The sequence below is a fragment of the Streptomyces sp. NPDC000404 genome, from assembly GCF_040300365.1.
Lineage (GTDB): Bacteria > Actinomycetota > Actinomycetes > Streptomycetales > Streptomycetaceae > Streptomyces > Streptomyces ramulosus.
The window spans coordinates 192213-217682 of sequence record NZ_JBEPDN010000005.1 but is presented as its reverse complement, the minus strand read 5'-3'; the positions used below and the strand labels follow the sequence as shown (position 1 = coordinate 217682).

Here is a 25470-nt window from a genome sequence, read left to right as displayed (position 1 = left end):
CGCCGCCCGGGAGGCCGCCCCCGGAACAACTGGCCCTGGCGCACCACTCGGAACGCCGGTCCCGGAACGCCACCGGGAGGGCGGGCCCCGGTGCGCCCGCCCGAAGAGGCCCCCTCCCGGAACGCTGCCCGCGTGGCACCGGTCCCGGTGCGGGCCACCCGGAGAGGACCGCTCCCGGAACGCCACTCGCGCAACAGCAGCCCCGGTGCGGCCCCTCGTCCCCGCCCGGCAGCGGCCCGGTCAGCGTCCCCCGTCCGCCGTCCCCTCCCCCACCAGCGTGATCACCGCGGCGACCCCGCCGGTGCGCAGCTGGGCGGCGACCCCGCCCGGCAGCAACACCGCGTCGTAACAGCCGAGTTCGACCACCGCGCCACCCGAGGTCACGACCGCGGCCACCGAAGCCGTCGCACCCGTCACAGCCGTCGCCGTACGGTCCGGAACCGCAACCGCAGCCGTCGCCGTACCGCCCGGGACACCGGGCCCCTCCTCCGTACCGTCCGGGTCGCCGGGCCCCTCCCCCGTCCCGTCCGGCAGGGCCACCACCATCGTCCGGCCGGGCGCGGCCGACAGGGTGCAGCCGCCGCGTACGACGCCGACGTCGGCGCCCGCCCGGCCCTCCCGCGTCATGACGTTGAGGTTGACGACCGGCCCCGCCACCAGGCGGGAGTCGGTGGCGGCGGCGCCGGGGAAGGCGAAGGGGGTGTGGCGGGGCAGCGGTGGGTGGGTGGTGCCGTCGACGGTCAGGTGGAGTCCGGCGCCGTCGGCGACGGTGAGGATGCGGCGGATGCCGGGCAGCGGGGAGTAGGGGCCGTCGCGGGTGACGTCGGCCAGGCTGATCCGCCAGTCGAAGGCGTCCCAGCCCGCGCCGTCGGGGTGGGCGGCGATCTCGCGCGTCACCCCGCCGCCGTTGCTCCACGGCGCGGCGACCCGGTCCGCCGCCCGCAACACGCGCATTCCCTCACCCACGGGGCCCTCACTCTCCGCCGTCCCACTCGAACCACCAGGCCGGCAGCCCGTCAGCGCATCAGTCGAGCAATCTGTCACACCGTCACACCGTCAGGACGACCTTGCCGAACAGGTCGCCCTCCGCCATCTTCGTGAAGCCCTCGCGCGCCCGGTCCAGCGGCAGGGTGGAGTCGATGACGGGGCGGACGCCCTTGGCGGCGCAGAAGCTGAGCAGCGACGCCAGCTCCTCCTTGCTGCCCATCGTCGAGCCGACGACCTTCAGCTCCAGGAAGAAGATCCGGTTGAGTTCGGTGCGCTCGGGATGGAAACCGCTGGTGGCGCCCGAGATGACGAGGGTGCCGCCGGGGCGCAGCGACTTGACCGAGTGCGACCAGGTGGCGGCGCCGACCGTCTCGATGACCGCGTCCACCCGGTGCGGCAGCCGCTCCCCGCTGCCGAACGCCGCCTCGGCGCCCAGCTCCACGGCGCGGCGCCGCTTGGACTCGTCCCGGCTGGTGGCGAAGACCCGCAGCCCGGCGGCGGCGCCCAGCACGATCGCGGCGGTCGCCACGCCGCCGCCCGCGCCCTGGACGAGCACGCTGTCGCCGGGCTGCACCCCGGCGTTGGTGAAGAGCATGCGGTACGCGGTGAGCCAGGCGGTGGGCAGGCAGGCGGCCTCCGCGTAGGTCAGCTCCTTCGGCTTGGGCAGGACGTTCCAGCTCGGGACGGTGACCTGTTCGGCGAAGGTGCCCTGGTAGCGCTCGGTGAGGATGGAGCGGGGCTCGCCGGGGCCGACGCCGTGGCCGGTCTGGCCGATGACGGAGTGCAGGACGACGTCGTTGCCGTCGGCGTCCGTCCCGGCGGCGTCGCAGCCGAGGATCATCGGCAGCGCGTCCTCGGTGATGCCGACTCCGCGCAGCGTCCACAGATCGTGGTGGTTGAGGGAGGCGGCCTTGACGTTGACGGTGGTCCAGCCGGGGCGGCTCTCCGGAGCGGGGCGTTCGCCCAGTTCGAGGCCGTTGAGCGGCTGGTCGCGGTCGATGCGCGCGGCATAGGCAGCAAACATGAGGCCAACCTAGGCGGCGGACGGCCGTCACGGTACGGGGTGGAGCTGTGACGCGCGCCGCGTGGGCGGAGGGAGTACGGGAGCGGGCCGCGGTTCGGCCACCGGCCGCCGCGCCCGCGCGACGGACCGGCCCGCCCGCGCCACCGCCCGCAACGGGCCGGCCCCCACCCACGGCAGGGCCCCACCCGCAGCAGACCGGCCCCACCCGCAGCAGACCGGCCTCACCCGCAGCAGACCGGCTTCATCCGCAACGGGCCGGGCCCGCACCCCCCGTGGGAGGCGCGGGCCCGGCCCGTCGGCATCTGCGGCGGGGCGCCGCGGCGCGCGTCAGGCGCGGGCCACGCCCTCGGCCCGTGCGGCGGCGGCGACCGCGGCGGTGACCGCCGGGGCGACGCGCTCGTCGAACGGCGAGGGGATCACGCACTCGGCGCTCAGCTCGTCGGCGACGACGGAGGCCAGCGCCTCGGCCGCGGCGAGCTTCATGCCCTCGGTGATGCGCGAGGCCCGCACCTGCATCGCGCCGGCGAAGATGCCGGGGAAGGCGAGCACGTTGTTGATCTGGTTCGGGTAGTCGCTGCGGCCGGTGGCGACGACGGCCGCGTACTTGTGGGCGACGTCCGGGTGGATCTCCGGGTTCGGGTTGGCCATCGCGAAGATCAGGGAGTTCTTCGCCATGGTGGCCACCGCGGACTCGGGGACCGTGCCGCCGGAGACACCGATGAAGACGTCCGCGCCGTCGAGGGCGTCCTCCAGCGAACCGGACAGCCCGCCCTTGTTGGTGAAGCCGGCCACCTCGCGCTTGACCTCGGTGAGGTCGCCGCGGTCGGCGGAGACGATGCCCTTGCGGTCGCAGACCGCGACGTCGCCGATGCCCGCCTCGATAAGGATCTTGGCGATGGCCACACCGGCGGCGCCCGCGCCCGAGATGACGGCGCGCAGCTGGCCCAGCGTCCGGTCGGTCAGCTTGGCGGCGTTGCGCAGCGCCGCGAGCGTGACGACGGCGGTGCCGTGCTGGTCGTCGTGGAAGACCGGGATGTCCAGCCGCTCCTGGAGCTTGCGCTCGATCTCGAAGCACCGGGGCGCGGAGATGTCCTCCAGGTTGACGCCGCCGAAGGAGGGCGCCAGCCGAACGACGGTCTCGACGATCTCGTCGGCGTCGGTGGTCGAGAGCGCGAGCGGCACCGCGTCCACGCCGCCGAACTGCTTGAAGAGGATGGCCTTGCCCTCCATCACCGGGAGGGACGCCTCCGGGCCGATGTCGCCCAGGCCCAGCACCGCGGTGCCGTCCGTGACGACCGCGACGACCTGGGACTTCCAGGTGTAGTCGTGCACCAGCTCGGGCCGCTCGGCGATGGCGCTGCAGACCTTGGCCACGCCGGGCGTGTACGCGAGGGACAGGTCGTCCCGGTCGCGGACGGGGACGGTCGCCTGGATGGCCATCTTGCCGCCGCGGTGCAGCGCGAAGGCCGGGTCGAAGGAGGCACCGACGCCGTCGGCTCCCTCGTCGGTGCTGTCGCTGCGAGGATTGACGATCTCCGCTGCCACTTTATGGAACCCCTTTGTTCGTAAAAATGTTGAGGGTGGCCACCCCCGGTTGGGAGGTGGGCGGGCACCGCGTCCGTTCCCGGTGCGCCGGATGGCCGGTGCGCGGGGGGAGGTACGGACGCCGGGCGCGCCGCACACGCGCCCTGAGCCCCGGATGAGGGGTGTAACGCACCTTTCTACCGGACGGGCGTGGCGGGCGACGAGCCAGATCCGTCACCCCGGCCCCGGCATATCCGGCAATTGAGATCAACGGGACGGATCCCCGGAAGGGTTAGGGGTCGTCGTCCATATTCCGAGACGTCCGGCCGGGCGGGCCGGGCGGACCCCGGGCCGTCGATCCCGGTCACCGCACGGCAGCGGAGCAGGCCGGGCTGAACGCCTCTCGTCCGTTATCCGATTTTGACCTGAACGGCAGTCCGATTACCGGATCCCTGATGGCAGGATTCCGTCCATCGATCGAGGTCGAGGGGGCTGCGAGCCCTCCTTCCCGGCCGTTGCCCGCCGGCTTTTCCCCACCCGCAGGAGGATCAGCATGACCGCACGTCCCACCCGTCGCACGGCCTCCGGCAGGTCTCGGACAGCCGTGGCCGGGGCGACCGCGGTCGCGGCAGCGCTGCTGCTGACGGCCTGCGGGGACCAGACCGACGCGGCGATCGCCCGCCGTGAGGCGGTGAAGAATCGTGACACCAGCGCCCCGCTCTTCAAGCTGCTCCCCAAGGACATCCAGGAGAAGGCGCTCATCCAGGTCGGCTCGGACATCACCTACAAGCCGGTGGAGTTCCGCAGCGACGGCGCGGTCGAGGGCATCGACCCGGATCTCGCGGCCGTGCTCAGCAAGGAACTGGGCGTCAAGCTGAACTTCAACAACGCCACCTTCGACACCCTCATGGGCGGCATGAAGTCCAAGCGGTACGACATCGCGATGTCCGCGATGACGGACACCAAGGAGCGCCAGCAGGGCATCGACTCCAGCACCGGCAAGAAGATCGGTGAGGGCGTCGACTTCATCGACTACCTCGACGTCGGCGTCTCGATCTACACCCAGAAGGGCAAGACGCAGGGCATCGACGGCTGGGACGCCCTGTGCGGCAAGAAGATCGCGGTGCAGCGCGGCACCGTCTCGCACGACCTGGCCAAGGACCAGTCGAAGAAGTGCGAGAAGAACGGCGAGCAGCCGATAGCCATGGAGGCGTTCGACAACGACTCCGAGGCCCAGACCCGGCTGCGGACCGGCGGCGTGGACGCGGTCTCCAGCGACTACCCGGTCGCCGCGTACGCCGTGAAGGTCTCCGGCCACGGCAACGACTTCCAGATGGTCGGCGGCGCGCCGGTGAAGGCCGCGCCGTACGGCATCGCCGTGCCCAAGGGCAGCGAGAAGCTGCGCGACGCGCTCAAGGCGGCGCTGGAGCGCGCCATCACGTCCGGCGCCTACGCCAAGGTCCTCGACAAGTGGGACGTCAAGGAAGCGGCGGTGACGGAGGCGAAGCTCAACGGCGGTTCCTGACCGCCGCGCACCCGCCTTTGCACCCTCCCGCCGATCCGCTGAACCTCCGAAAGGCAGCATCCGTGTCAGTCGACGTCGAGAAGTCGGACCGGTCCCCGGCCGGCACCCCGTCCCCGCCAGAGTCCATCAAGGCCATCCCCGTCCGCCACTACGGCCGCTGGGTGGCGGTGGTCGTCGTCCTCGGAGTGATCGCGGCGCTCGTACGGGCCTTCGCCTCCGGGAACGTCAACTGGGGCGCCATCCCCGAATACCTCTTCAACGCGGACATCCTCAAGGGTCTGCGCAACACCCTGCTGATCACCGTGCTGTCGATGGTCATCGGCGTGGTGCTCGGCGTGATCCTCGCGGTGATGCGCCAGTCGAAGAACTGGGTGACCTCGTCCGTCTCGTGGTTCTACATCTGGTTCTTCCGCGGCACGCCGGTCTACGTCCAGCTCTTCCTCTGGTTCAACCTCGGCCTCGTCTTCCAGTACATCGACATCATGCCGATCTACAAGGACGAGTGGTCGGACTTCATGACGCCGTTCCTGTGCGCGCTGCTGGGCCTCGGGCTCAACGAGGCGGCGTACATGGCGGAGATCTGCCGCGCGGGCCTCAACGCCGTCGATGAGGGGCAGACCGAGGCGGCGCACGCGCTGGGCATGAGCCACGCGAAGACGCTGCGCCGGATCGTGGTGCCGCAGGCGATGCGGGTGATCGTCCCGCCGACCGGCAACGAGGTCATCAACATGCTGAAGACCTCCTCGCTGGTGATCGCCGTCCAGTACTACGACCTGTTGCAGGCGGCGCAGAACGTCGGCCGGGACTCCGGTGTCGTGGTGGAGATGCTGATCCTCGCCGCCGCCTGGTACCTGATCGCCACGACGGTGCTCAGCATCGGCCAGTACTACCTGGAGCGGTACTACGCCCGCGGCGCCAGCCGCCAGCTGCCGCCCACCCCGCTCCAGCGCGCCAGGGCGAAGCTGGCCGGGAGCTTCCACCGCGCCGGAGGTGCCGCATGACCGCCAGCAAGTCCGCCCCCGCCAAGGGCTCCGGGGCCCCGATGGTGAAGGCCGAGGGCGTCCACAAGTCCTTCGGCACCGCCCACATCCTCAAGGGCATCGACCTGGAGGTGGCGCCCAAGGAGGTCTTCTGCCTGATCGGCCCGTCCGGTTCCGGCAAGTCGACGTTCCTGCGCTGCATCAACCACCTGGAGAAGATCAACGCCGGGCGGCTGTCGGTCGACGGTGAGCTGGTCGGCTACCGCGAGCAGAACGGCAAGCTCTACGAGCTGCGCGACCGCGAGGTGGCCGCCCGCCGCCGCGACATCGGCATGGTCTTCCAGCGCTTCAACCTCTTTCCGCACATGACCGCGGTGGAGAACATCATGGAGGCGCCGGTGCAGGTCAAGGGCGAGTCGCGGGCATCGGCCCGGGAGCGCGCCACCAAGCTGCTGGACCGCGTCGGCCTGAAGGACAAGGCCGGCAACTACCCCTCGCAGCTCTCCGGCGGCCAGCAGCAGCGCGTCGCGATCGCCCGCGCGCTGGCGATGGAGCCGAAGCTGATGCTCTTCGACGAGCCGACCTCGGCGCTCGACCCGGAGCTGGTCGGCGACGTCCTCGACGTGATGAAGGACCTGGCCGCGGACGGTATGACGATGGTCGTGGTCACCCATGAGATGGGCTTCGCCCGCGAGGTCGGCGATTCGCTGGTCTTCATGGACGACGGCGTGGTCGTCGAGTCCGGCCACCCGCGCGACGTCCTCGGCAAGCCGCAGCACGAGCGCACCAAGTCGTTCCTGTCCAAGGTGCTGTGAGGTCCGAGGCGCCGTGAGGCCGGACCGGGACCCGCCCGGTGGATCTGCGGAGGCGGTACGGGCCCTGGGCGCGTACCGCCTCCGGTGCGTCCGGGGCCGGAGGCGGTGCGCGGGCGGGCTCAGTGCACCGAGAACCCGCCGTCGACGAAGAGGCTCTGCCCGGTGACGTAGCCGGAGGCCCGGCTCGCCAGGAACACGGCGGCGCCCGCGAAGTCCTCGGCCAGGCCGTTGCGGCCGGTCAGGGTGCGGGCGGCCAGCGCGGCCACCCGCTCCGGGTCGGACGACAGCCGGGCGTTGAGCGGGGTCATCACGAAGCCCGGGACCAGCGTGTTGCAGGTGACGCCGCGCGGGGACCAGGCCTCGGCCTGCGAGCGGGTCAGCGACTCCAGCGCGCCCTTGGAGACCCCGTAGGCGCCGCTCTGCACGAACGCCCGGTGTGCCTGCTGCGAGCTGACGTGGATGATCCGGCCGAAGCCCCGCTCGGCCATCCCGGGGCCGAACCGCCGCCCCAGCAGATGGGGCGCCTCCAGGTTGACCGCCATGGTGGCGTCCCAGACCTCGTCGGTCATCTCGCCCATCGGCGGCCGCAGGTTGATCCCGGCGCTGTTGACCAGGATGTCGGGCTCGCCGAAGACCGCGGCCGCCTCCTCCGCCCCGGCGCGCACTCCCTCGCGGCTGCCCAGATCACAGCTGACCGCGGCGGCCCGGCAGCCGTCGGCGGTCAGCTCGTCGACGGTGGCGGCCAGCTCCGCCTCCCGGCGCGCGACGACCACCACGCGCGCCCCGGCCCGCGCGAGCGCCCCGGCGATCGCCCGCCCGATACCGGAACTGCCGCCGGTCACCACGGCGTTCAGCCCCTCCAGCGAGAACAGTCCGGCGAGGTAGGCGGGGGGCGTCTGCGGCGCATGCGGCGTCTGAGGTGTCATGGACGCACCATATGCGCCGTCCGGCGCACGGCAGCGATCCGTCCCGGCCTCCGGACACCGGGTCGGCCGTACAGCAACGGGTCGGGCCCGGGGCAGCCGTACAGCAACGGGTCGGGCCCGGGGCGCCCCCCAAGAGCGCGCCCCGGGCCCCGCCCCGGCTCACTTCAGCCCGAGCACCAGCGCATCGCTCGGCGACCGCCACACCGTCCGCGCCTCGGCGAAGCCGGAATCGCGCAGGACCTGGGCGTGCCACTGCGCCGAGGGAGTGTCGCCGTCGGCGTGCTCCCCGTAGATCTCGAACCGCTCGGCGGTCGGCCCGGCCAGCAGCGGGTCGGCGGCGGCCAGCTTCCACCAGTCGGCCCAGTCGACCGCACCGGCGGCCTTGGCGCGGTCCATCCGGGCGTGGCGCTGGGCGCGGTCGGCGGCGTTGATCCGCGGGGTGGTCTCGTCCGGCATGTGGTCGGCGTTCATGAACACCCCGCCGTCGCGCACCACGCCGCCCAGCTGTCCGTAGAGCCCGCGCAGGTCCTCGGAGTAGAACCAGTGCAGCGCGGTGGCGGTGAGCACCGCGTCGTACGAGTCGTGCGGCAACTGCGCGGTCCAGGAGGGGTTCTTGAGATCGGCGCGGACGAACCGCACCCGCGCGTCACCGGCGAAGTACCCTTCGGCGATGGCCAGCAGCGCGGGATCCAGATCGACGCCGACGCTCTCGGCCTCCGGGAAGCGCTTGAGCAGCCGGTCGGAGATCGAGCCGGTGCCGCAGGCGAGGTCGAGCACCCTGGGAGCGGTGCCCACCAGCGCCTCGACCATGTCGAGCATCACCCGGAACCGCTCCTCGCGGTCCGGCATGTACCACTCCTGCTGCCGGTCCCAACTGTCCTGCCACGCCTGCCAGTCGGCCCCGGCCACGGTCTCGGTCATCACGAACCCCTTCCGCGTGTAATACCCTCGTAGCCACAACACCCATTACGGCTACCTGCCCGGAACGATAGCCCGCCCCCGTAAGGACTACAAGTGGAACTGGCCTATTACTCGGACTATGCCGTGCGGCTCGTCAACACCGAGGAGCCCGAGCGCGGCAGCGACAGCCTGACCTCCGTCGAGGCGGTCCGGGCGCTCTTCGGGCCCGCGCAGCAGATCGCCCGGCGCGCCACGGAGAGCGATGTCACCCGGCTGCGCACGGTCCGCGGCCGGCTGCGGACCGTCTTCGAGTCGGCGGCCGACGGGGACGAGGTCCGCGCCGTCGACCTGCTCAACGCGCTGATGATGGAGTTCCCGGTCAGCCCGCAGATCTCCGGCCACGAACTGCGGGACGCGGACGGCCGCCCCGACTGGCACCTGCACATCGCCGACCACGCGGCCAACGCGACCGCCGGCTACACCGCCACCGCCTGCATGGGCCTCGCCTTCCACCTCACCGAACTGGGCGTGGACCGACTGGGTGTCTGCGAGGCCCGCCCCTGCCGGAACGTCTACCTCGACACCTCCACCAACCGCTCGCGGCGCTACTGCTCCGACCGCTGCGCGACCCGCGCCAACGTCGCCGCCTACCGCGCCCGCAAGAGGCTGGAGAGCGAACGCGCCGCACGCAGCGGACGCACCGCCGACAGCGCCCAGGACACCACCGCCAGCGGCGAGCGCTGAGCCCCCAGCGGCCGCAGCCGCACCCGGGCACGCGCCACCACCAGCTCGTCCGGCACCGCCCCGAACTCCCGGCTGTCGTTGACCACCCGCGGGTTGTCGCCCCGCACCCACCAGCCGCCGCCGCGCCGCTCCACGGCCCGCTTGACGATCAGCAGGTCCTGCCGGAACGGGTGCCGGACCACCACCACGTCACCCGGCCGGACGGCCGCGCCGTAGTGCAGCAGCAGCCGGTCGCCGGGCCGGAGCGTCGGCAGCATCGACGGGTTGTACACCTCGGCCAGCCCGAACACCGGCCCCCCGCGCCGCGCCGGCCCGCCGCCGTCCGCCCCACCGCCGTCGCCGGGCCCGCGCCCGTCCACCCGCTCGGGCATCCCAGCCCACCTCCCGGTCCGGCCCGGTCCGGCGCCCACCGAACCATTCCTCCAGCTCACCGGTCCATCCTCCATCAGTCCCGGCGGCTGACCGGACTCCGGCCCGACGGGTGCCGGACTTTTGCCCTAAGACCCCCGGGCCGCCCGAGAAAACCGTTCCGGCACCGAGTAATCTCGCCCGTGAGAAGACGATCACGAGGAAGGACTGAACATGCTCTCGCGCCTGTTCGCCCCCAAGGTCAAGGTCAGCGCCCACTGCGACCTGCCCTGCGGTGTGTACGACCCGGCCCAGGCCCGTATCGAGGCCGAGTCGGTCAAGGCCGTCCAGGAGAAGTACCAGGCCAACGAGGACGCGGACTTCCGCACCCGCGCCGTCCTGATCAAGGAGCAGCGCGCCGAGCTGGCCAAGCACCACGTCTCGGTGCTGTGGAGCGACTACTTCAAGGCCCCGCACTTCGAGAAGTACCCGGAGCTGCACCAGCTGGTCAACGACACCCTCAAGGCCCTCTCGGCCGCCAAGGGCTCGAACGACCCGGCCACCGGCCAGAAGGCCCTGGACCTGATCGCCCAGATCGACAAGATCTTCTGGGAGACCAAGAAGGCCTGATCTTCGGATCGCCCCACGACGCCCTGCGGGTGGTGCACCTCCGCAGACCGGCGTCACCCCGAAGGGGCCCTGCGGTTTTCCGCCGGGCCCCTTCGGCATCGAGGGCGGGAACGGGGCAAGAGCGCCGTTCCGGCCCCTGCGGGTGCGGCCGGGCGATCCACCGGGCCGCACCTGTGCGCGTGACACGACGTCACGCAGCCGGCGTCACACTTCGTAGCGGCCGGTCTCCAGGAAGTACCGCAGCTCCTCCGGGGTGCCGTCGATGACCTTCTCGGCGGCGGCGCGCAGTGCGGGGCTGCTGGCCGGATCGGCCAGGATGCGGGCGACCGCCACGCGGTCGTCCTCGGCGCGGGCCAGGCGCAGGCCGGTCTCCAGGAAGGCCCGCAGCGCCTCCGGCGTACCGTCGTCCAGCGCCTCGTTGGCCTCGCGCACCACCGCCCGGCCGGAGTCCTCGGCGCCCAGGATGCGGGCGATCTCGACGCGGTCGTCCTCGGCGCGGGCGAGGCGATAGCCGGTCTTCAGGAAGGTGCGCAGGTCCTCGACGGTGCCGTCGAGGGCCTTGTTCGCCTCGCGGACGACCGCGCGGCCGCTCTCCTCGTCGCCCAGGATCCGCAGGACGGCGATCCGGAGGTCGTCGTCGGACATCTCGTCGACCGGCGTGCCGTCGGCCGGTGCGACGGACGCCGCCGCCACGGTGCCGGGCGCGGCCGACGGCGCCGCGGAGGCCGGGGACGCCAGGAGCAGGGCGGGCGCCAGGGCGGCGGACGCGAGGAGCAGGGCGGCGCGAGTGGGTCTCACGGGAGTGCCTCCAAGAGGGTCACGTGGGGGGCGCGGCCATTCTGACCTGGGGTGACACACACGGTCAATGGCCGAAATCCACCGGCATTCCGGGGTTTCGCACAGTCAGGGGCAGGGCCGGCGGCGGGTGTTGGGCGGTGTGGCGGTCGGGCCCCTACGCCGAAGCCAGCCTCCGCGGCAGCGCCCCGTCGCCCTTCCGTACCAGCCACGCCCGGTACGCGCTGCTGGACCAGGCGATTTCCGTGTACGAGGCGGTGAGGTCGGCGAAGAGGGCCTCGGGCGGGGCGGCGAGGGGGGTGTCGGAGCGGCAGGCCATGAAGAGGCGGACGGCGAGGGGGTCGCCGCGCAGGGGGCGGATGTCCATGCCGTGGCGGGGGCGGGAGGTCGGCTGGCAGGGGGTGACGACCTCGCCGGCGGCGACCAGATCGGCGGCGGTGAGGTAGTCGCCGTGCACGACGCGGGGGTTGACCCCGGCCGCCGCCCAGATGCGGCGCAGCCCGGCCCATTCGCCGTCCACGGTCGGGTCGACCATCCACGGGTCGCCCGCCAGGTCCGCGAGGTCGACGACCTCCTTGGCGGTGGCCGGGTGGGTGGCCGGCAGGGCGATGAACTGCGGTTCGCGGGCGATGAGTTCGTACTGGACGAGGTTGGCGGGGACCCGTAGCGGCGCGCCCTCGACCTCGTGGACGAAGGCGGCGTCGAGCTGGCCGGTGGCGACCATCTGGAGCAGCGCGTTGGCGGAGACGTCGATGCGCAGGGCGGGGTCGGTGGCGGGCAGGCGGGCGCGCAGGCGGCGCAGCCAGCCGGCGACGGCGCGGCTGCTGGTGCTGCCGATGCGCAGCCGGGCGCCCTGTTCGCTCACGGAGACGGCGGTGATCTCGTCCACCAGGGCGCGCATGTCGGCGACGATGGGGCGGGCGCGGGAGAGCACGACGTGGCCGAGCGGGGTGGGGCGGCTGCCGGTGGCGGCGCGGAAGAAGAGCTGGCCGCCGAGGGCCTTTTCGATGCGGTGCAGCTGTGTGGTCAGCGACGGCTGGGTCATGCCCAGCTGACGGGCCGCCTTCCGTACGCTGCCGGAGTCGGCGATGGCGCACAGGGCTCGAAGATGCCTCACCTCTAGCTCCACGCGGGGAGCATAGCCATGCGCGATGGCGTCACACCAGACTCCTGAACCGCCATGAACTGCCCGTTTTCCCTGGGGTATTGCGCCGTCCTATTGCCTCCTGGCATCTCCGTCCGGCGGGTGAACTGCGTCCAGACTCGGCGGCACCAAGAAATCCGGGGCCCCGGCCGCCGCCCCACACGGCGGCCGTAGCCCTCGGAAATTAAGGAGCCCCCACATGAGATCTCCCAAGACGGCGCTGTCGGCAGCGCTCGGCCTGGGCCTCGCCGCCGCCCTCACCGCGGCGGTCCCGGCGTCCGCGACGCCCTCCTCCCCCGCCTCCCACCGCTCCACGCCCGCCTCGGTGGCCGCGTACAACGGTTCGGCCGAGCAGAAGGCCGACACCAAGGCGTTCTTCGACGCCGTGGTGAAGTCGGCGGCGAAGAAGCTGAAGGCCAACCCGCACCTGCAGTCGGTCACGGTGACCTACGACGCGAGCGCCGCCCCGACCTTCGCGAGCCAGATATCCCAGGCCGCGCAGATCTGGAACAGCGCGGTCTCCAACGTCAAGCTCCAGTCGGGCAGCGGCGGCGACTTCCAGTACCGCGAGGGCAACGACCCGCGCGGTTCGTACGCCAGCACCGACGGCCACGGCAGCGGCTACGTCTTCCTGGACTACGCGCAGAACCAGCAGTACAACTCGACCCGCGTGGTGACCCACGAGACCGGCCACGTGCTCGGCCTGCCGGACCACTACGAGGGCCCGTGCAGCGAGCTGATGTCCGGCGGCGGCCCCGGCCCGTCCTGCCAGAACACGCAGCCGGACGCCAACGAGCGGGCGCAGGTCGACCAGTTGTGGGCGAACGGTCTGGCGGGGCTCCTTCCCAAGGCGTCCTGACCCGTCCGCCCGACGCACCGGTGGGCGGGCCGTCCTGACGCCCCGTTCGGCCACGCCTCCGGTGCGGCACCCCGGCACGGCGCCCCGGCGCCGTGCGGCTTCCGGCAGGGGTTCCCCACCCGCCTGCCGCGTCCGGCCCGCCGCGCCCCGGCCGCCCGCGCCCCCACCGGCGCGGGCCACCGGCGGACAGGGTCCGGACCCGGTGGCGGTCCCCGTTCCCGGACCACCGGGCGGCCTCGCGTACGGCCGCCTCGTGCCCGTCTTCCCCGTACGCGGCCCTGTGGCGGAGTCCTTCGCGGACTCCGCCGCAGGTGCGTGTGCGGCCGGTGTCTTTTGACAGCCGCAAACATGGGATGTTCCCATGACCGGAAGAATGCGGCGGGCCCCTGGACGGTCCGCCGTCCCGGTCCGAGGAGAGGACGCCGCGCCGATGCCGCTGCGCAGTACCGCCCGTACCAGCCTGGTCGGCCTCGTCATCGAGCAGCTGGAGGCGCTGATCGCGGGCGGTGAGTGGCCGGTGGGGACGAAGATCCCGCCGGAGCCCGCCCTCGTCGAGCAGTTGGACGTCGGCCGCAACACCGTCCGCGAGGCGGTCCGCGCGCTGGTCCACACCGGGCTGCTGGAGGCCCGGCAGGGCGACGGCACCTACGTCCGCGCCCGCAGCGACTTCGGCGCGGCGGTGCAGCGCCGGCTGCGCCGTGCGGAGAATCTGGAGGCCTACGAGGTCCGGGCCGCGCTGGAGCGGGACGCGGCGCGCCATGCGGCGGTGCGGCGGACGCCCGCGGATCTGGCGGCGCTGCGGGAGTCGCTGGCCGAGCGGGTGCGGACCTGGGAGTCCGGGGACACCGACGCGTTCGTGGCGGCGGACGTCCGCTTCCACCAGCTGATCGCGCAGGCCGCGCACAACGGCGTGCTGTCGGATCTGTACGCCCATCTCAGCGATGCGCTGCGCGCCACCTTGTACGCGGTGCTCGCCGCGCATGTGCCGGACGGGGTGCACCACCAGCTCGACGGGCACACCGCGGTCGTCGACGCCATCGAGGCGGGCGACGCGGACGCCGCCGAGCGCGCCGTGCTGGCGCATCTGACCGAAGCGAGGGACGCGCTGCGCGATGCCTCGGGCGACGGCGCCCGGGCCGGCGGGCGCCCGCACACCACCGGAGAACACCGTGCCTGACCCCGCAGCCACCGTCGCCGACGGCCCGATAACCACCGCGCCGCCGCGCCCCCGGGCCGAGGGGCCCGCGGCCGTCCCCACCGGGCGCCGCGCCCTGTACCTGGGGCTGGGCGTCGTTCTGCTGGCGCTGAATCTGCGGCCCGCGCTGGTCGCCGTGTCGCCGCTGGCCGGGACCATCCGGGACGACAGCGGGATGTCGGCGGCGGCGACGAGTCTGCTGACGGCGCTGCCGCTGCTCTGCTTCGGGCTGCTGGCGCCCCTCGCGCCGCGGCTGGGCCGGCGCCTGGGCACGGAGCGGGCGCTGCTCGGCACGATGGCGCTGATCGGCGCCGGGACCGCGCTGCGGCTGGTGGACTCGGTGGTGGCGCTGTTCGCCGGGACGGTCGTGATCGGCGCCGGGATCGCGGTCGCCAATGTGCTGCTGCCCGGCCTGATCAAGCGGGACTTCCCGGCCCGCGCCGGGCTGATGACCGGCCTGTACTCGATGTCGCTGTTCGGCGGCGCGGCGCTGGCCGCCGGGGTGACCGTCCCGGTGCAGCGGGCCGCCGGGCTGAGCTGGCAGGCGACGCTGGCGTGCTGGGGCGGCCTCGCGGTGGTGGCGCTGGTGTGCTGGCTGCCGCAGACGGGCGCCCGTGGCCGGGTTCCGGCCAGGGCGGCGGGCGCGGCGGCGCACCCGGTGCGCGGCCTGTGGCGCTCCCCGCTCGCCTGGCAGGTCACCGGCTACATGGGCCTGCAGTCGCTGAGCTACTACGCGGCCGCCGCCTGGCTGCCGACGGTGCTGGCGGACGCCGGGATGCCGGCGGGCGACGCCGGGTGGATGCTGTCGTACTCGTCGCTGCTGGGCATCGCGGGATCGTTCCTCGCCCCGGTGATCGTGGGGCGGCGGCTGCGCGCCGGGGCGCTCGCCGCGGTGAGCGCGCTGCTGTGCGCGGCGGCGTTCGCGGGGCTGCTGGCGGCGCCGGTGGGCGGCGCGTACGCGTGGATGACGCTGCTCGGGCTGGGGCAGGGCGGGGCGATCAGCCTGGCGCTGCTCTTCATCGTGGAGCGGTCCCCGGACGCCCGGCACACCGCGCAGCTGTCCAGCATGGCGCAGTGCTTCGGCTACATCCTGGCGGCGAGCGGCCCGGCGGTGCTGGGCGGGGTGCACGATGCGGCGGGCGGCTGGACGGTGCCGCTCACGGTGCTGCTGGCCCTGCTGGTGCCGCAGATCGCGGCGGGCTTCGGGGCGGGCCGGCCGCTCCATGTCGCAGGACGGCCGGAGTAGGGGCGGGACTTCGAGGTCACAGCCACCCGTTGCGCTTGAACCCTCGGTGGATCAGCCAACACAGGCCCAGGGTGATGGCCATGACCAGCGGATATCCGTACGTCCAGTCCCGCTCCGGCATGTACGTGAAGTTCATGCCGTAGACGCCGCAGACCATGGTGGGGACGGCGAGGATCGCGACCCAGGCGCTGATCCGGCGCATGCCTTCGTTCTGGGCGACGGTGACCTGCGCGAGGTGGGCCTGGAGTATCGAGTTGAGGAGGTCGTCGAAGGACGTGATCTGTTCGACGACCCGCTCCAGGTGGTCGGTGACGTCCCGGAAGTACGTCCGCAGCCGGGCGTCGACGTACGGCATCGGCCCCGTGACCAGCTTCTGCAGCGGGCGGTCGAGCGGGGCGACGGCGTGCTTCAGCTCAAGGAGTTCGCGTTTGAGCTGGTAGATGCGGCCGGCGCCGCCGCTGCCGCTGCCGCGGACCGAGAAGACCTCGCTCTCCACGTCGTCGATGTCGTTCCGGATCTCGGCGGCGACGTCGAGGTAGTCGTCCACCACGAGGTCGGCGATGGCGTGCAGGACGGCCGACGGGCCGATGGCCAGCTGTTCGGGGTCGCGCTCCAGCTGTTCGCGGAGCGGACCGAGGGAGCCGTGGCCGCCGTGCCGGACGGTGATCACGAAGTCGGCGCCGGTGAAGACCATCAGCTCACCGGTCTCGATGACCTCGCTGGTGTCGGTGAGCTGCTCGTGTTCGATGTAGCGGACGGTCCGGAAGACGGTGAACAGCGAACCGTCGTACAGCTCGATCTTCGGGCGCTGGTGGGCGAGGACGGCGTCCTCGACGGCGAGCGGGTGCAGTCCGAACAGCTCGACGATGCCGGCGAACTCGGTCTCCGTCGGCTCGTGCAGCCCGATCCACACGAATCCGGCGCCGGAGCGGCGCACCCGGCTCAGCGCCTCACCGGCCGGGTGATCGCCGGGCTGCCGTACGCCGTTCTCGTACACGGCGCAGTTGACGACGGCGGTGCCGAGCGGGGAGCGGGCGGGGTGGCTGAGGTCGACCCCGCGGGTGCGCGGCTGCGGCAGCCGGACGGCGCGGCGGAGGCTACGGATCATCGACACCGGCTCAGTATGGCGTCCCGGCCCGCCGGGCGGCAGGGACCGGGGACGCGGAACGGCGGGGCACGAACGCCACAGAAGCGGCCGCCACGCCGTGGTGGAATACCCCTGGGGGGTATACAGTTGGAGGCAGAGGGACGCCGGTGAAAGCCGCCGTCCCCACCCCGGGAGCGTTCGCGGTCCCCGGTTCCGGTATCCCTGTGAGGAGTACGGCATGAAGGCACCGACCACCCCGGTCCTGCTCGGCGGCTACGCACTGATCCTGCTGGTCGTGCTCGCCGCCGGGTTCGGAATCGGCCGCGCCACGGGCGCCCCGGCGCCACCCGCGCCTCCCGCGCCACACAGCGCCCCGCATACCCCCCACCCGTACGCACACCACGAGGAGCAGCCGTGATCACCGTGCCCGGAGAGCAGTACATCGAGCTGGAGATCGGCGGGATGACCTGCGCCTCGTGTGCGGCGCGCGTCGAGAAGAAGCTCAACCGCATGGACGGCGTCACCGCCTCGGTCAACTACGCCACCGAGAAGGCCCGGGTCTCCCTGGAGGAGGGCAGCGCGCTGGAGACCGCCGACCTCATCGCCACCGTCGAGAAGACCGGCTACACCGCCGCGGTCCCCGCGCCGCCGGAGCCGGAGGCCGCCGACGCCGAGGAGGAGAAGCCCGCGGACGACGGCCTCACCGCGCTGCGGCAGCGGCTGCTGACCGCGCTGGTGCTGTCCGTCCCGGTGATCCTCATGGCGATGGTCCCGGCGCTGCAGTTCACCAACTGGCAGTGGCTCTCGCTGACGCTCGCCGCCCCGGTGGTCGTCTACGCCGCCTGGCCCTTCCACCGCGCCGCCTGGACCAACCTGCGGCACGGCGCCGCCACCATGGACACCCTGATCTCCATGGGGACGCTCGCCGCGTTCGGCTGGTCCCTGTGGGCACTGTTCTTCGGTACGGCCGGGATGCCCGGCATGCGCCACCCCTTCGAGCTGACCCTCACCCGCGGTGACGGCGGCGGCTCGATCTATCTGGAGGCCGCGGCCGGGGTCACCACGTTCATCCTGGCGGGCCGCTACTTCGAGGCCCGCGCGAAGCGGAAGGCCGGGGCCGCGCTGCGCGCCCTGATGGAGCTGGGCGCCAAGGACGTCGCGGTGCTGCGCGACGGCCGGGAGGTCCGCATCCCCACGGCCGAGCTGGCCGTCGGCGACCGCTTCGTCGTCCGCCCCGGCGAGAAGATCGCCACCGACGGCAAGGTCACCGAGGGCTCGTCCGCCGTGGACGCCGCCCTGCTGACCGGCGAGTCCGTGCCCGTGGAGGTCGGCCCCGGCGACACCGTCACCGGCGCCACCGTCAACGCCGGCGGCCGCCTCGTCGTCGAGGCGACCCGGGTCGGCGCCGACACCCAGCTCGCCCGGATGGCGCGCATGGTGGAGGAGGCGCAGAACGGCAAGGCCGCGGCCCAGCGGCTGGCCGACCGGATCTCGGCGGTCTTCGTGCCGATCGTCATCGCGCTGGCCGTCGGCACCCTCGGCTACTGGCTCGGCACGGGCGCCGGGGCCACCGCCGCCTTCACCGCCGCCGTCGCGGTGCTGATCATCGCCTGCCCGTGCGCCCTGGGCCTGGCCACCCCGACCGCCCTGATGGTCGGCACCGGCCGCGGCGCCCAGCTGGGCATCCTGCTCAAGGGCCCGGAGGTGCTGGAGTCCACCCGCGCCGTCGACACCGTCGTCCTGGACAAGACCGGCACCGTCACCACCGGCGTGATGACGCTGACCGGCGTCCACCTCGCCGACGGCGTGGACCGCACCACCGCGCTGCGGCTGGCCGGCGCCCTGGAGCACGCCTCGGAGCACCCGATCGCCCGCGCCGTCGCCACCGCGGCCGAGGAGGCGGTGTCCGGTGCGCTGCCGGCGCCCGGGAAGTTCGAGAACGTCCCCGGGCTCGGCGTCCGCGGCGAGGTCGGCGGCCACACCGTGCTGGTCGGCCGGGAGCGGCTGCTGGCGGACGCCGGGCTGACGCTGACCGAGCCGCTGGCGACGGCGAAGCGGCAGGCCGAGGAGGCGGGCGCCACCGCCGTCGCGGTCGCCTGGGACGGCGCGCCCCGCGCGGTGCTGGTGATCGCCGACGCGGTCAAGGAGACCAGCGCCGAGGCGGTCCGCCGGCTGCGGGCGCTGGGGCTGACGCCGGTGCTGCTGACCGGCGACAACCGCGCGGTCGCCGAGGCGGTCGCCGCCGAGGTCGGCATCGACGAGGTCATCGCCGAGGTGCTGCCGCAGGACAAGGTCGCCGTGGTCGAGCGGCTGCGCGCCGAGGGCCGGACGGTCGCCATGGTCGGCGACGGCGTCAACGACGCGGCGGCGCTGGCCACCGCCGATCTGGGCCTGGCGATGGGCACCGGCACCGACGCCGCCATCGAGGCCGGGGACCTCACCCTGGTCCGCGGCGACCTGCGGGCCGCGGCGGACGCCATCCGGCTGGCCCGCGCCACCCTCGGCACCATCCGCACCAACCTCTTCTGGGCCTTCGGCTACAACGTCGCCGCCCTCCCGCTGGCCGCCGCGGGCCTGCTCAACCCGATGATCGCGGGCGCCGCGATGGCCTTCTCCTCGGTCTTCGTGGTCGGCAACAGCCTCCGCCTGCGCCGCTTCCGCGCGACGGCGGAGTGACGGATACGGAGCAGCCGTACGGAGGCGGGGCCCGGGCCGGGGAGGCCGGGGCCCCGCCTCCGTCGTACCGGACGGCGTACGAAGCGGCGTACGCAACCTCGTACCGAGCGGCGCACGGAACCGCGTACGGAATGCGGCCGGGTGCGCGTACCGGACACGTCCGGGCGCCGGGGGCGTGCACGATCGCCCCGCGCGCCCCCGGGCGACCGGACGACGCCTGCCGGGCCCGGCCCGGGAGGCGTCGGGTCCCTCCAGAGATGACGGCGGAAGATTGGCGGTTCTCGCAAGGGGCGCCCGGCCGCCGCGGGTCACACTGGTCGCACGACACCGCAGGTCCGAAGGGGATGAGATGCCGGGTTCACGCGTTCTCGCGGTCGGCCACCACCAGCCGCCGGGCGTCCTCACCAACGACGATCTCGCGTCGATGGTGGAGACCGACGACGCCTGGATCCGCAGCCGGGTCGGCATCCGCACCCGGCACATCGCCGGGCCCGACGAGACCGTCGACTCGATGGCGGCCCAGGCGGCGGCGAAGGCCCTCGCCTCCAGCGGCGTCCCGGCAGAAGAGATCGACCTCGTCCTCGTCGCGACCTGCACCGCGACCGACCGCAGCCCCAACACCGCGGCCCGCGTCGCGGCCGCCCTCCAGCTCGCGGCGCCCGCGACGATGGACATCAACGTCGTCTGCTCCGGCTTCACCCACGCCCTGGCCACCGCCGACCACGCCATCCGCGCCGGCTCCGCGCGGTCGGCGCTGGTGATCGGCGCCGAGAAGTTCAGCGCCGTGACCGACTGGACGGACCGGACGACCTGCGTGCTGGTCGGCGACGGCGCGGGCGCCGCCGTGGTCACCGCGTCCGAGGAGGAGATGATCGGCCCGGTGCTGTGGGGTTCGGTCCCCGGCATGGGCCACGCGGTCCGTATCGAGGGCGAGCCGGCCCGCTTCGCCCAGGAGGGCCAGACCGTCTACCGCTGGGCCACCACCCAGCTGCCGGCCATCGCCCGCCAGGTCTGCGAACGCTCCGGCATCGCCCCCGCCGACCTCGCCGGGATCGTCCTCCACCAGGCCAACCTGCGGATCATCGAGCCGGTCGCCCGGAAGATCGGCGCGGTCAACGCCGTCGTCGCCCGGGACGTCGTGGACTCCGGGAACACCTCGGCGGCGTCGGTGCCGCTGGCCCTGTCCAAGCTGGTCGAACGCGGCGAGATCACCACCGGCGACCCCGTCCTCCTCTTCGCCTTCGGCGGCAACCTCTCCTACGGCGGCCAGGTCATCCGCTGCCCCTGACCGGTCCGGACGCCGAAGGCGCAGCTCAGGGCACCTCGCGCAGATACACCGCACCGCACAGGAAGCAGAACGGCTCGCCCTCGGGCTCGCCCCAGCGGTCGGCCGGCTGGGTGGCGGCGGACTCGCTCAGCATCCGGCCGCACATCGCCTTGATCCCGTCGCGGCGGACCATGTGCCAGTTCTTGACCTCGGCGTCCGGCCCCGGCTCCACGCCTTCCTCGTACTCCGCCCGCATCTCGTGCTCCATGACGGTGCACCTCCTACGTCTCCTACGCCCACGATGCGCCAGGAAGATCGCCGCCACAACGCGACCGGAGCCGCGGGCGCCCGGCGGGCCCGCCCCGGGGGCTCAGAACACCGACCAGCCGGTGAGCGTCGTGAAGTGGTCGAGCGCCGCGGCACCGGCGACGGAGTTGCCCCGCCGGTCGAGCCCCGGGCTCCAGACGCACAGCGTGCAGCGGCCCGGCACGACGGCGAGGATCCCGCCGCCGACGCCGCTCTTGGCGGGCAGCCCCACCCGGTAGGCGAACTCCCCCGCCGCGTCATAGGTGCCGCAGGTCAGCATCACCGCGTTGATCCGCTTGGCCTCCCGCGCCTCCAGCAGCCGGCTGCCGTCCGTGCGCAGCCCGTGCCGGGCGAGGAAGCCGCCGGCGGTGGCCAGATCGCGGCAGCTCATCTCTATCGAGCACTGCCAGAAGTAGTGCTCGATGACGCTGGGGACCGGGTTCTCCAGATTGCCGAACGACGCCATGAAGTGCGCGAGCGCGGCGTTGCGGTCCCCGTGGTCGGCCTCCGAATCGGCCACCGCCTGGTCGAACGCCAGGTCCTCGTTGCCGCTCTCCTCCCGCAGGAAGTGCAGCATCGTCGTACTGGCGTCACCGGTGAGGGTCTGGAGGCGGTCGGTGACGACGAGCGCGCCCGCGTTGATGAACGGATTGCGCGGAATGCCGTTCTCCCACTCCAGCTGGACCAGGGAGTTGAACGGCGTGCCCGACGGCTCCCGGCCCACCCGGGACCAGATCTCGTCGTCGTGCGCATGCGCCATCACCAGCGCCAGCGAGAAGGTCTTCGAGATCGACTGCACCGAGAACGGCGTCTCCCAGTCGCCCGCCCCGTACACCGAGCCGTCGATGTCGACCAGCGCGATGCCGAAGCGGTCCGGGCTGACGCGTTCGAGCGCCGGTATGTAGTCGGCGACCTCGCCCTGCCTCACAAACGGCCGCGCATAGGCCGCTACCTCATCAAGAACGGCCTGGTAGTCCATATCGGACACGCTAACCCGGCCGTTCCCGCGCCCCGCGACGGGGCCCGCCTTCGCACACCCGCCACCGGGCCCGGCCCCCGGACGCACCACCGGCCACCGGCCTCCGGCCCGCCCAACGGCCCGCCCGCCTCGCGTCCTCCGCCCGGGTGGCCGAGCCTGACACGGGGAACCCGCCGACCGGACGGGCCGTTGATCCCCACAAGACCGATCGTTCACAGGAGGCAGTGATGGCAGGGTTTCTCGACCGCGCCAAGGAGCAGGCCCAAAGCGCCCTCAATCAGGGCAAGCAGAAGGTCGACGAGGTCCAGCAGCAGCGCGCCGGCAACGACCTCCTCAAGAAGCTCGGCGCCGCCTACTACGCCGAGCGGCGCGGCAGCGGCTCCCCGGACGCCACCCAGAGCGCCCTGAGCGCGCTGGAGGCCCACATCAGCGCGCACGGGGACGGATTCCTGCGGGCGTAGGGGCGGCGGCGGGCATCGGCCGGGCCGCCGCCACACTGGTAGGCGTGTTCGATGATGTCGCCGATCCCGACAGCCTGTGCCCCCGGCTTCCGTCACCGCTCCAGGAAGTGGCGGAGCCGGCGTTCGCACGGCACGGCGTGCGGCTGCTGCTCAAGCGGGACGATCTGATCCACCCGGCGCTGCCGGGCAACAAATGGCGGAAGCTGGCGCCCAACCTGCGTGCCGCGGCGGAAGCCGGCCGGCGCACCCTGCTGACGTTCGGCGGCGCGTACTCCAACCACCTGCGCGCCACCGCGGCCGCCGGCCGGCTGCTCGGTTACCGGACCATAGGCGTCGTCCGCGGCGAGGAGCTGGCCGCTGCGCCGCTCAACCCCTCGCTGGCCCGGTGCGCGGCCGACGGCATGCGCCTGCACTTCATCGACCGCGGCACCTATCGGCGGGCCGGCTCCCCGCAGGTGCTGAGCGCTCTCCGCGACCGGTTCGGCGACTGCTACGTGATACCGGAGGGCGGCAGCAACGCCCTCGCCGCGCAGGGCGCCGCGGAGCTGGGAGAGGAGCTGCGCGGCGAGGCCGACGTGGCGGCGGTGGCCTGCGGAACCGGCGGCACGCTCGCCGGTCTCGCGGCCGGACTCGGCGCCCGCGGCCGCGCCGTGGGCATCGCCGTCCTCAAGGGCGGCAGCCCCCACTTCCTCGGGGAGACGGTGGCCGGCCTGCAACGGGCCGCGTTCGGCGACCGGCGCGGCGACTGGCGCGTGGAGGCTCGCTTCACCTGCGGCGGCTACGCCCGGACCACCCCTGAGCTGGACTCCTTCGTGGCCGCGTTCGAGCAGCGCCACGGCATGGCGCTGGAGCGCGTCTACGTGGCCAAGCTGCTGCTCGGCCTCACGGAGCTGGCCGCGGAGGGCGCCTTCGCCCCGGGCGCCACGGTGGCCGCCGTGGTCACCGGCACCCCGTAGCCCCTCACCCCCGCTCCTCCCGATAGGCCGCCGCCTGCTCCAGATCGAGGCGGCGGAGCAGGGTGCGCAGCATCTCGTCGTCGATGCGGCGGGTGTCGCGGAGGCGGACGAAGACGCGGCGTTCGGCGTCGATCATCTCGCCGGCCAGCCGGCGGTACGTCTCGTCGGCGGATTCGCCGGTCGTCTCGTTGACGGCGCCCAGCCGCTCCCAGACGGAGTTGCGGCGGCGCTCCATCACGGTGCGCAGCCGGTCCTCCAGAGGTCCCGGCAGGGCGTTGCGTTCGTCGGCGAGCAGGGCATCGAGGCGTTCCTCGGCGGCACGCGAGGCCTCGTTCTGGGCCTGCGCCTCGGCGAGGGTCTCCGCCCGCGCGTCGCGGCCGGGCAGCTTCAGGGCGCGGATCAGCGGCGGCAGCGTCAGGCCCTGGACGACGAGGGTGGCGATGACGGTGGTGAACGTCAGGAAGAGCACCAGGTTGCGGGCGGGGAACGGCCCGCCGTCGTGCACCGTCGCCGGGATGGAGAAGGCGATGGCCAAGGACACCACGCCCCGCATCCCGGCCCAGCCGACGATCAGCGGCGCCGCGACGGTGACGTCCGGCTCCCGCTCCCGGATACGGGCCGAGGTCCGCGGCAGATAGGTCGCCGGGAAGACCCACACGAACCGCGCCACCACCACCGCCACGAAGACCAGCGCCGCGTACTGCGCCGCCTGCGCGCCGCTGAACTCCCCCAGCCCGCGCAGCACCACCGGCAGCTGGAGCCCGATCAGCGCGAAGACCGCGGACTCCAGCACGAACGACACCATCCGCCACACCGCCGCCTCCTGGAGCCGGGTCTCGAAGTCGACCTGCCAGGAGCGGTGCCCCAGGTGGACGGCGATCACGACCACGGCGAGCACCCCGGACGCCCCGATCTGCTCGGCGGTGGCGTACGCGACGAACGGGATGAGCAGCGAGAGGGTGTTCTCCAGCAGCGGCGACGTCCGCAGCCGCAGGCGCAGCCAGTGCAGCGGCACCATCAGGACGAGGCCGACGCCGATGCCGCCCAGGGAGGCGACGGCGAACTCCTCGAACCCGTCGGCCCAGGTGGCGCCCGCGCCGACCGCCGCGGCCAGGGCCACCTTGTAGGCGGTGATGGCGGTCGCGTCGTTCACCAGGGACTCGCCCTGGAGGATCGTGGTGATCCGGCCGGGCAGCCCCAGCCGGCGGGCGATGGCGGTGGCCGCGACGGCGTCCGGCGGCGCGACGACGGCGCCCAGGACGAGCGCGGCGGTCAGCGGCAGGTCCGGGATGGCCAGATGGGCGAGGAAGCCGACGGCGAGCGTGGCGAAGAGGACGTACCCGACGGAGAGCAGCGCCACCGGCCGCCAGTTGGCCCGCAGGTCCAGGTAGGAGCTCTCCAGGGCCGCGGTGTGCAGCAGAGGCGGCAGCACCAGCGGCAGCACGACGTGCGGGTCGAGGGTGTAGTCCGGCACCCCGGGGACGTACGAGGCGACGAGCCCGGCGGCGACCAGCAGCAGCGGCGCCGGGACGGGCGTGCGCCGGGCGAGCGCGGCGACGGCCGCGCTCCCGGCGATCAGCAACAGCAGCGGCATGACGTCCATCGGCCCGACCCGTCCGTCCCCTGAGGCACCCCGGCGACGGCCCGCCCGCGCCGCCGCCGTTCTAACCTGGCCATCATGAGCGAGTGTCCGCACGTCCGTGATCTGCCACGCGCCGAACCCGCCCCGCTGAGCGACACCTGCCCGGAGTGCCTGGAGGTGGGCAGCCACCCCGTCCAGCTGCGGCTGTGCCTGGCGTGCGGCCATGTCGGCTGCTGCGATTCGTCGCCGTTCCGGCACGCCACGGCGCACTTCGAGGCGACCGGCCACCCGGTGATGCGCTCCTTCGAGCCGGGCGAGTCCTGGCGGTGGTGCTTCGTCGACCAGCTCCTGGTGTGAGGGCGGCGGGGCCCGGCCCCGAAACGCACTGCGGCCGCCGCGCGCCGGCCCCGGCGCGCCCCCGGCCCGGCCACGGGGTCGGCCCGCTGCCCGCCCCGCCCGAGCGCGCCCGGTCCCCGTCCACCGGCCTCCCTGCCGGTCCGCCACCGGCGCGGTT

Annotated in this window: 26 protein-coding genes; 14 read left to right on the top strand and 12 right to left on the bottom strand. The window is 73.3% G+C overall.

The window, feature by feature from the left end; translation table 11 throughout:
- Positions 1-240 precede the first annotated feature (240 nt).
- From ABT345_RS11170 to ABT345_RS11160, 3 genes are all read right to left on the bottom strand, one after another.
- Positions 241-966, bottom strand: coding sequence for a HutD/Ves family protein (locus ABT345_RS11170; protein WP_351321736.1), 726 nt, complete (start codon positions 964-966; stop codon positions 241-243).
- A gap of 82 nt (positions 967-1048) precedes the next feature.
- Positions 1049-2011 (bottom strand): zinc-binding dehydrogenase, encoded by a 963-nt coding sequence (locus ABT345_RS11165; RefSeq protein ID WP_345086301.1) that lies wholly within the window; start codon positions 2009-2011, stop codon positions 1049-1051.
- Between the two features lie 327 nt (positions 2012-2338).
- On the bottom strand, positions 2339-3556 hold the full coding sequence (locus tag ABT345_RS11160) for an NAD(P)-dependent malic enzyme (protein ID WP_345086303.1): 1218 nt from the start codon (positions 3554-3556) through the stop codon (positions 2339-2341).
- A gap of 532 nt (positions 3557-4088) precedes the next feature.
- Here ABT345_RS11160 and ABT345_RS11155 point away from each other — a divergent pair.
- The 3 genes from ABT345_RS11155 (at position 4089) to ABT345_RS11145 (ending at position 6855) form a co-directional block, all read left to right on the top strand.
- The gene (locus tag ABT345_RS11155) at positions 4089-5060 is read left to right on the top strand and encodes an ABC transporter substrate-binding protein (RefSeq protein WP_345086305.1); all 972 of its coding nucleotides are present in this window, start codon (positions 4089-4091) and stop codon (positions 5058-5060) included.
- Between the two features lie 62 nt (positions 5061-5122).
- Positions 5123-6061, top strand: a complete 939-nt coding sequence (locus ABT345_RS11150; protein ID WP_345086307.1) for an amino acid ABC transporter permease — start codon at positions 5123-5125, stop codon at positions 6059-6061.
- Between the two features lie 41 nt (positions 6062-6102).
- Positions 6103-6855, top strand: a complete 753-nt coding sequence (locus ABT345_RS11145) for an amino acid ABC transporter ATP-binding protein (protein ID WP_345086664.1) — start codon at positions 6103-6105, stop codon at positions 6853-6855.
- Between the two features lie 119 nt (positions 6856-6974).
- On the opposite strand, the gene ABT345_RS11140 is transcribed toward ABT345_RS11145, so the two are convergent.
- Together ABT345_RS11140 and ABT345_RS11135 are read right to left on the bottom strand one after the other, a co-directional pair.
- Positions 6975-7781: an SDR family NAD(P)-dependent oxidoreductase gene (locus ABT345_RS11140; protein WP_345086309.1), complete on the bottom strand. Its 807-nt coding sequence runs from the start codon at positions 7779-7781 to the stop codon at positions 6975-6977.
- 159 nt (positions 7782-7940) lie between these two features.
- On the bottom strand, positions 7941-8702 hold the full coding sequence (locus tag ABT345_RS11135; protein WP_345086311.1) for a class I SAM-dependent methyltransferase: 762 nt from the start codon (positions 8700-8702) through the stop codon (positions 7941-7943).
- Between the two features lie 93 nt (positions 8703-8795).
- On the opposite strand from ABT345_RS11135, the gene ABT345_RS11130 reads away from it, so the two are divergent.
- Entirely contained in the window at positions 8796-9425 is a 630-nt protein-coding gene (locus ABT345_RS11130; protein ID WP_345086313.1) for a CGNR zinc finger domain-containing protein, read from the top strand.
- Here ABT345_RS11130 and sodX read toward each other — a convergent pair.
- Positions 9329-9796 (bottom strand): nickel-type superoxide dismutase maturation protease, encoded by a 468-nt coding sequence (sodX, locus tag ABT345_RS11125; protein ID WP_345086315.1) that lies wholly within the window; start codon positions 9794-9796, stop codon positions 9329-9331. The two genes, ABT345_RS11130 and sodX, sit on opposite strands and share 97 nt — an antisense overlap.
- A gap of 211 nt (positions 9797-10007) precedes the next feature.
- Here sodX and sodN point away from each other — a divergent pair, with 211 nt between their 5' ends.
- Complete coding sequence (gene sodN / locus ABT345_RS11120; protein WP_345086317.1) at positions 10008-10403, top strand: superoxide dismutase, Ni; 396 nt, start codon at positions 10008-10010, stop codon at positions 10401-10403.
- A 204-nt stretch (positions 10404-10607) separates the two neighbouring features.
- Here sodN and ABT345_RS11115 read toward each other — a convergent pair whose 3' ends face one another.
- The gene (locus ABT345_RS11115; RefSeq protein ID WP_345086320.1) at positions 10608-11201 is read right to left on the bottom strand and encodes an ALF repeat-containing protein; all 594 of its coding nucleotides are present in this window, start codon (positions 11199-11201) and stop codon (positions 10608-10610) included.
- Positions 11202-11355: 154 nt separating this feature from the next.
- Positions 11356-12327, bottom strand: coding sequence for a LysR family transcriptional regulator (locus ABT345_RS11110; RefSeq protein ID WP_345086322.1), 972 nt, complete (start codon positions 12325-12327; stop codon positions 11356-11358).
- A 214-nt stretch (positions 12328-12541) separates the two neighbouring features.
- Between ABT345_RS11110 and snpA the strand changes: the two genes are divergently transcribed.
- The 3 genes from snpA to ABT345_RS11095 all read left to right on the top strand — a co-directional run bounded on the left by snpA (position 12542) and on the right by ABT345_RS11095 (position 15642).
- The gene (gene snpA / locus ABT345_RS11105; protein WP_345086324.1) at positions 12542-13201 is read left to right on the top strand and encodes a snapalysin; all 660 of its coding nucleotides are present in this window, start codon (positions 12542-12544) and stop codon (positions 13199-13201) included.
- Positions 13202-13631: 430 nt separating this feature from the next.
- A complete protein-coding gene (locus ABT345_RS11100; protein WP_345086326.1) occupies positions 13632-14378 on the top strand; it encodes a FadR/GntR family transcriptional regulator in 747 nt (248 codons plus the stop codon).
- Positions 14371-15642 carry a CynX/NimT family MFS transporter gene (locus ABT345_RS11095; protein ID WP_386459236.1) on the top strand — a complete coding sequence of 424 codons (1272 nt, stop codon included), beginning with the start codon at positions 14371-14373 and terminating at the stop codon, positions 15640-15642. The genes ABT345_RS11100 and ABT345_RS11095 overlap by 8 nt, the downstream gene beginning before the upstream one ends.
- 16 nt (positions 15643-15658) lie before the next feature.
- Here ABT345_RS11095 and ABT345_RS11090 read toward each other — a convergent pair whose 3' ends face one another.
- The gene (locus ABT345_RS11090) at positions 15659-16750 is read right to left on the bottom strand and encodes a magnesium and cobalt transport protein CorA (RefSeq protein ID WP_345086668.1); all 1092 of its coding nucleotides are present in this window, start codon (positions 16748-16750) and stop codon (positions 15659-15661) included.
- 217 nt (positions 16751-16967) lie between these two features.
- On the opposite strand from ABT345_RS11090, the gene ABT345_RS11085 reads away from it, so the two are divergent.
- From ABT345_RS11085 to ABT345_RS11075, 3 genes are all read left to right on the top strand, one after another.
- Positions 16968-17147, top strand: coding sequence for a hypothetical protein (locus tag ABT345_RS11085; RefSeq protein WP_345086328.1), 180 nt, complete (start codon positions 16968-16970; stop codon positions 17145-17147).
- Positions 17144-19405 (top strand): heavy metal translocating P-type ATPase, encoded by a 2262-nt coding sequence (locus tag ABT345_RS11080; RefSeq protein ID WP_345086330.1) that lies wholly within the window; start codon positions 17144-17146, stop codon positions 19403-19405. The genes ABT345_RS11085 and ABT345_RS11080 overlap by 4 nt, the downstream gene beginning before the upstream one ends.
- Positions 19406-19754: 349 nt before the next feature.
- The gene (locus ABT345_RS11075; RefSeq protein ID WP_345086332.1) at positions 19755-20693 is read left to right on the top strand and encodes a beta-ketoacyl-ACP synthase III; all 939 of its coding nucleotides are present in this window, start codon (positions 19755-19757) and stop codon (positions 20691-20693) included.
- Between the two features lie 25 nt (positions 20694-20718).
- Here the strand turns inward: ABT345_RS11075 and ABT345_RS11070 are convergent, their stop codons facing one another.
- Positions 20719-20940, bottom strand: coding sequence for a hypothetical protein (locus tag ABT345_RS11070; RefSeq protein ID WP_345086334.1), 222 nt, complete (start codon positions 20938-20940; stop codon positions 20719-20721).
- 102 nt (positions 20941-21042) lie between these two features.
- Positions 21043-21957 (bottom strand): glutaminase, encoded by a 915-nt coding sequence (locus tag ABT345_RS11065; protein WP_345086336.1) that lies wholly within the window; start codon positions 21955-21957, stop codon positions 21043-21045.
- 227 nt (positions 21958-22184) lie between these two features.
- Between ABT345_RS11065 and ABT345_RS11060 the strand changes: the two genes are divergently transcribed.
- Entirely contained in the window at positions 22185-22418 is a 234-nt protein-coding gene (locus ABT345_RS11060) for a hypothetical protein (RefSeq protein WP_345086338.1), read from the top strand.
- Positions 22419-22462: 44 nt separating this feature from the next.
- A complete protein-coding gene (locus ABT345_RS11055) occupies positions 22463-23374 on the top strand; it encodes a 1-aminocyclopropane-1-carboxylate deaminase/D-cysteine desulfhydrase (protein WP_345086340.1) in 912 nt (303 codons plus the stop codon).
- Between the two features lie 4 nt (positions 23375-23378).
- On the opposite strand, the gene ABT345_RS11050 is transcribed toward ABT345_RS11055, so the two are convergent.
- Positions 23379-24977 (bottom strand): Na+/H+ antiporter, encoded by a 1599-nt coding sequence (locus ABT345_RS11050; protein WP_345086342.1) that lies wholly within the window; start codon positions 24975-24977, stop codon positions 23379-23381.
- A gap of 75 nt (positions 24978-25052) precedes the next feature.
- Between ABT345_RS11050 and ABT345_RS11045 the strand changes: the two genes are divergently transcribed.
- Entirely contained in the window at positions 25053-25313 is a 261-nt protein-coding gene (locus ABT345_RS11045; protein WP_345086344.1) for a UBP-type zinc finger domain-containing protein, read from the top strand.
- Positions 25314-25470 lie beyond the last annotated feature (157 nt).

What these genes read in the sequence shown, in the direction of transcription:
- ABT345_RS11165 (WP_345086301.1), bottom strand. Translation starts at nt 2,011, where the DNA reads ATGTTTGCTGCCTATGCCGCGCGCATCGACCGCGACCAGCCGCTCAAC.
- ABT345_RS11155 (WP_345086305.1), top strand. Translation starts at nt 4,089, where the DNA reads ATGACCGCACGTCCCACCCGTCGCACGGCCTCCGGCAGGTCTCGGACA.
- ABT345_RS11145 (WP_345086664.1), top strand. Translation starts at nt 6,103, where the DNA reads ATGGTGAAGGCCGAGGGCGTCCACAAGTCCTTCGGCACCGCCCACATC.
- ABT345_RS11140 (WP_345086309.1), bottom strand. Translation starts at nt 7,781, where the DNA reads ATGACACCTCAGACGCCGCATGCGCCGCAGACGCCCCCCGCCTACCTC.
- ABT345_RS11135 (WP_345086311.1), bottom strand. Translation starts at nt 8,702, where the DNA reads ATGACCGAGACCGTGGCCGGGGCCGACTGGCAGGCGTGGCAGGACAGT.
- sodX (WP_345086315.1), bottom strand. Translation starts at nt 9,796, where the DNA reads ATGCCCGAGCGGGTGGACGGGCGCGGGCCCGGCGACGGCGGTGGGGCG.
- sodN (WP_345086317.1), top strand. Translation starts at nt 10,008, where the DNA reads ATGCTCTCGCGCCTGTTCGCCCCCAAGGTCAAGGTCAGCGCCCACTGC.
- snpA (WP_345086324.1), top strand. Translation starts at nt 12,542, where the DNA reads ATGAGATCTCCCAAGACGGCGCTGTCGGCAGCGCTCGGCCTGGGCCTC.
- ABT345_RS11100 (WP_345086326.1), top strand. Translation starts at nt 13,632, where the DNA reads ATGCCGCTGCGCAGTACCGCCCGTACCAGCCTGGTCGGCCTCGTCATC.
- ABT345_RS11090 (WP_345086668.1), bottom strand. Translation starts at nt 16,750, where the DNA reads ATGATCCGTAGCCTCCGCCGCGCCGTCCGGCTGCCGCAGCCGCGCACC.
- ABT345_RS11085 (WP_345086328.1), top strand. Translation starts at nt 16,968, where the DNA reads ATGAAGGCACCGACCACCCCGGTCCTGCTCGGCGGCTACGCACTGATC.
- ABT345_RS11075 (WP_345086332.1), top strand. Translation starts at nt 19,755, where the DNA reads ATGCCGGGTTCACGCGTTCTCGCGGTCGGCCACCACCAGCCGCCGGGC.
- ABT345_RS11070 (WP_345086334.1), bottom strand. Translation starts at nt 20,940, where the DNA reads ATGGAGCACGAGATGCGGGCGGAGTACGAGGAAGGCGTGGAGCCGGGG.
- ABT345_RS11065 (WP_345086336.1), bottom strand. Translation starts at nt 21,957, where the DNA reads ATGGACTACCAGGCCGTTCTTGATGAGGTAGCGGCCTATGCGCGGCCG.
- ABT345_RS11060 (WP_345086338.1), top strand. Translation starts at nt 22,185, where the DNA reads ATGGCAGGGTTTCTCGACCGCGCCAAGGAGCAGGCCCAAAGCGCCCTC.
- ABT345_RS11050 (WP_345086342.1), bottom strand. Translation starts at nt 24,977, where the DNA reads ATGGACGTCATGCCGCTGCTGTTGCTGATCGCCGGGAGCGCGGCCGTC.
- ABT345_RS11045 (WP_345086344.1), top strand. Translation starts at nt 25,053, where the DNA reads ATGAGCGAGTGTCCGCACGTCCGTGATCTGCCACGCGCCGAACCCGCC.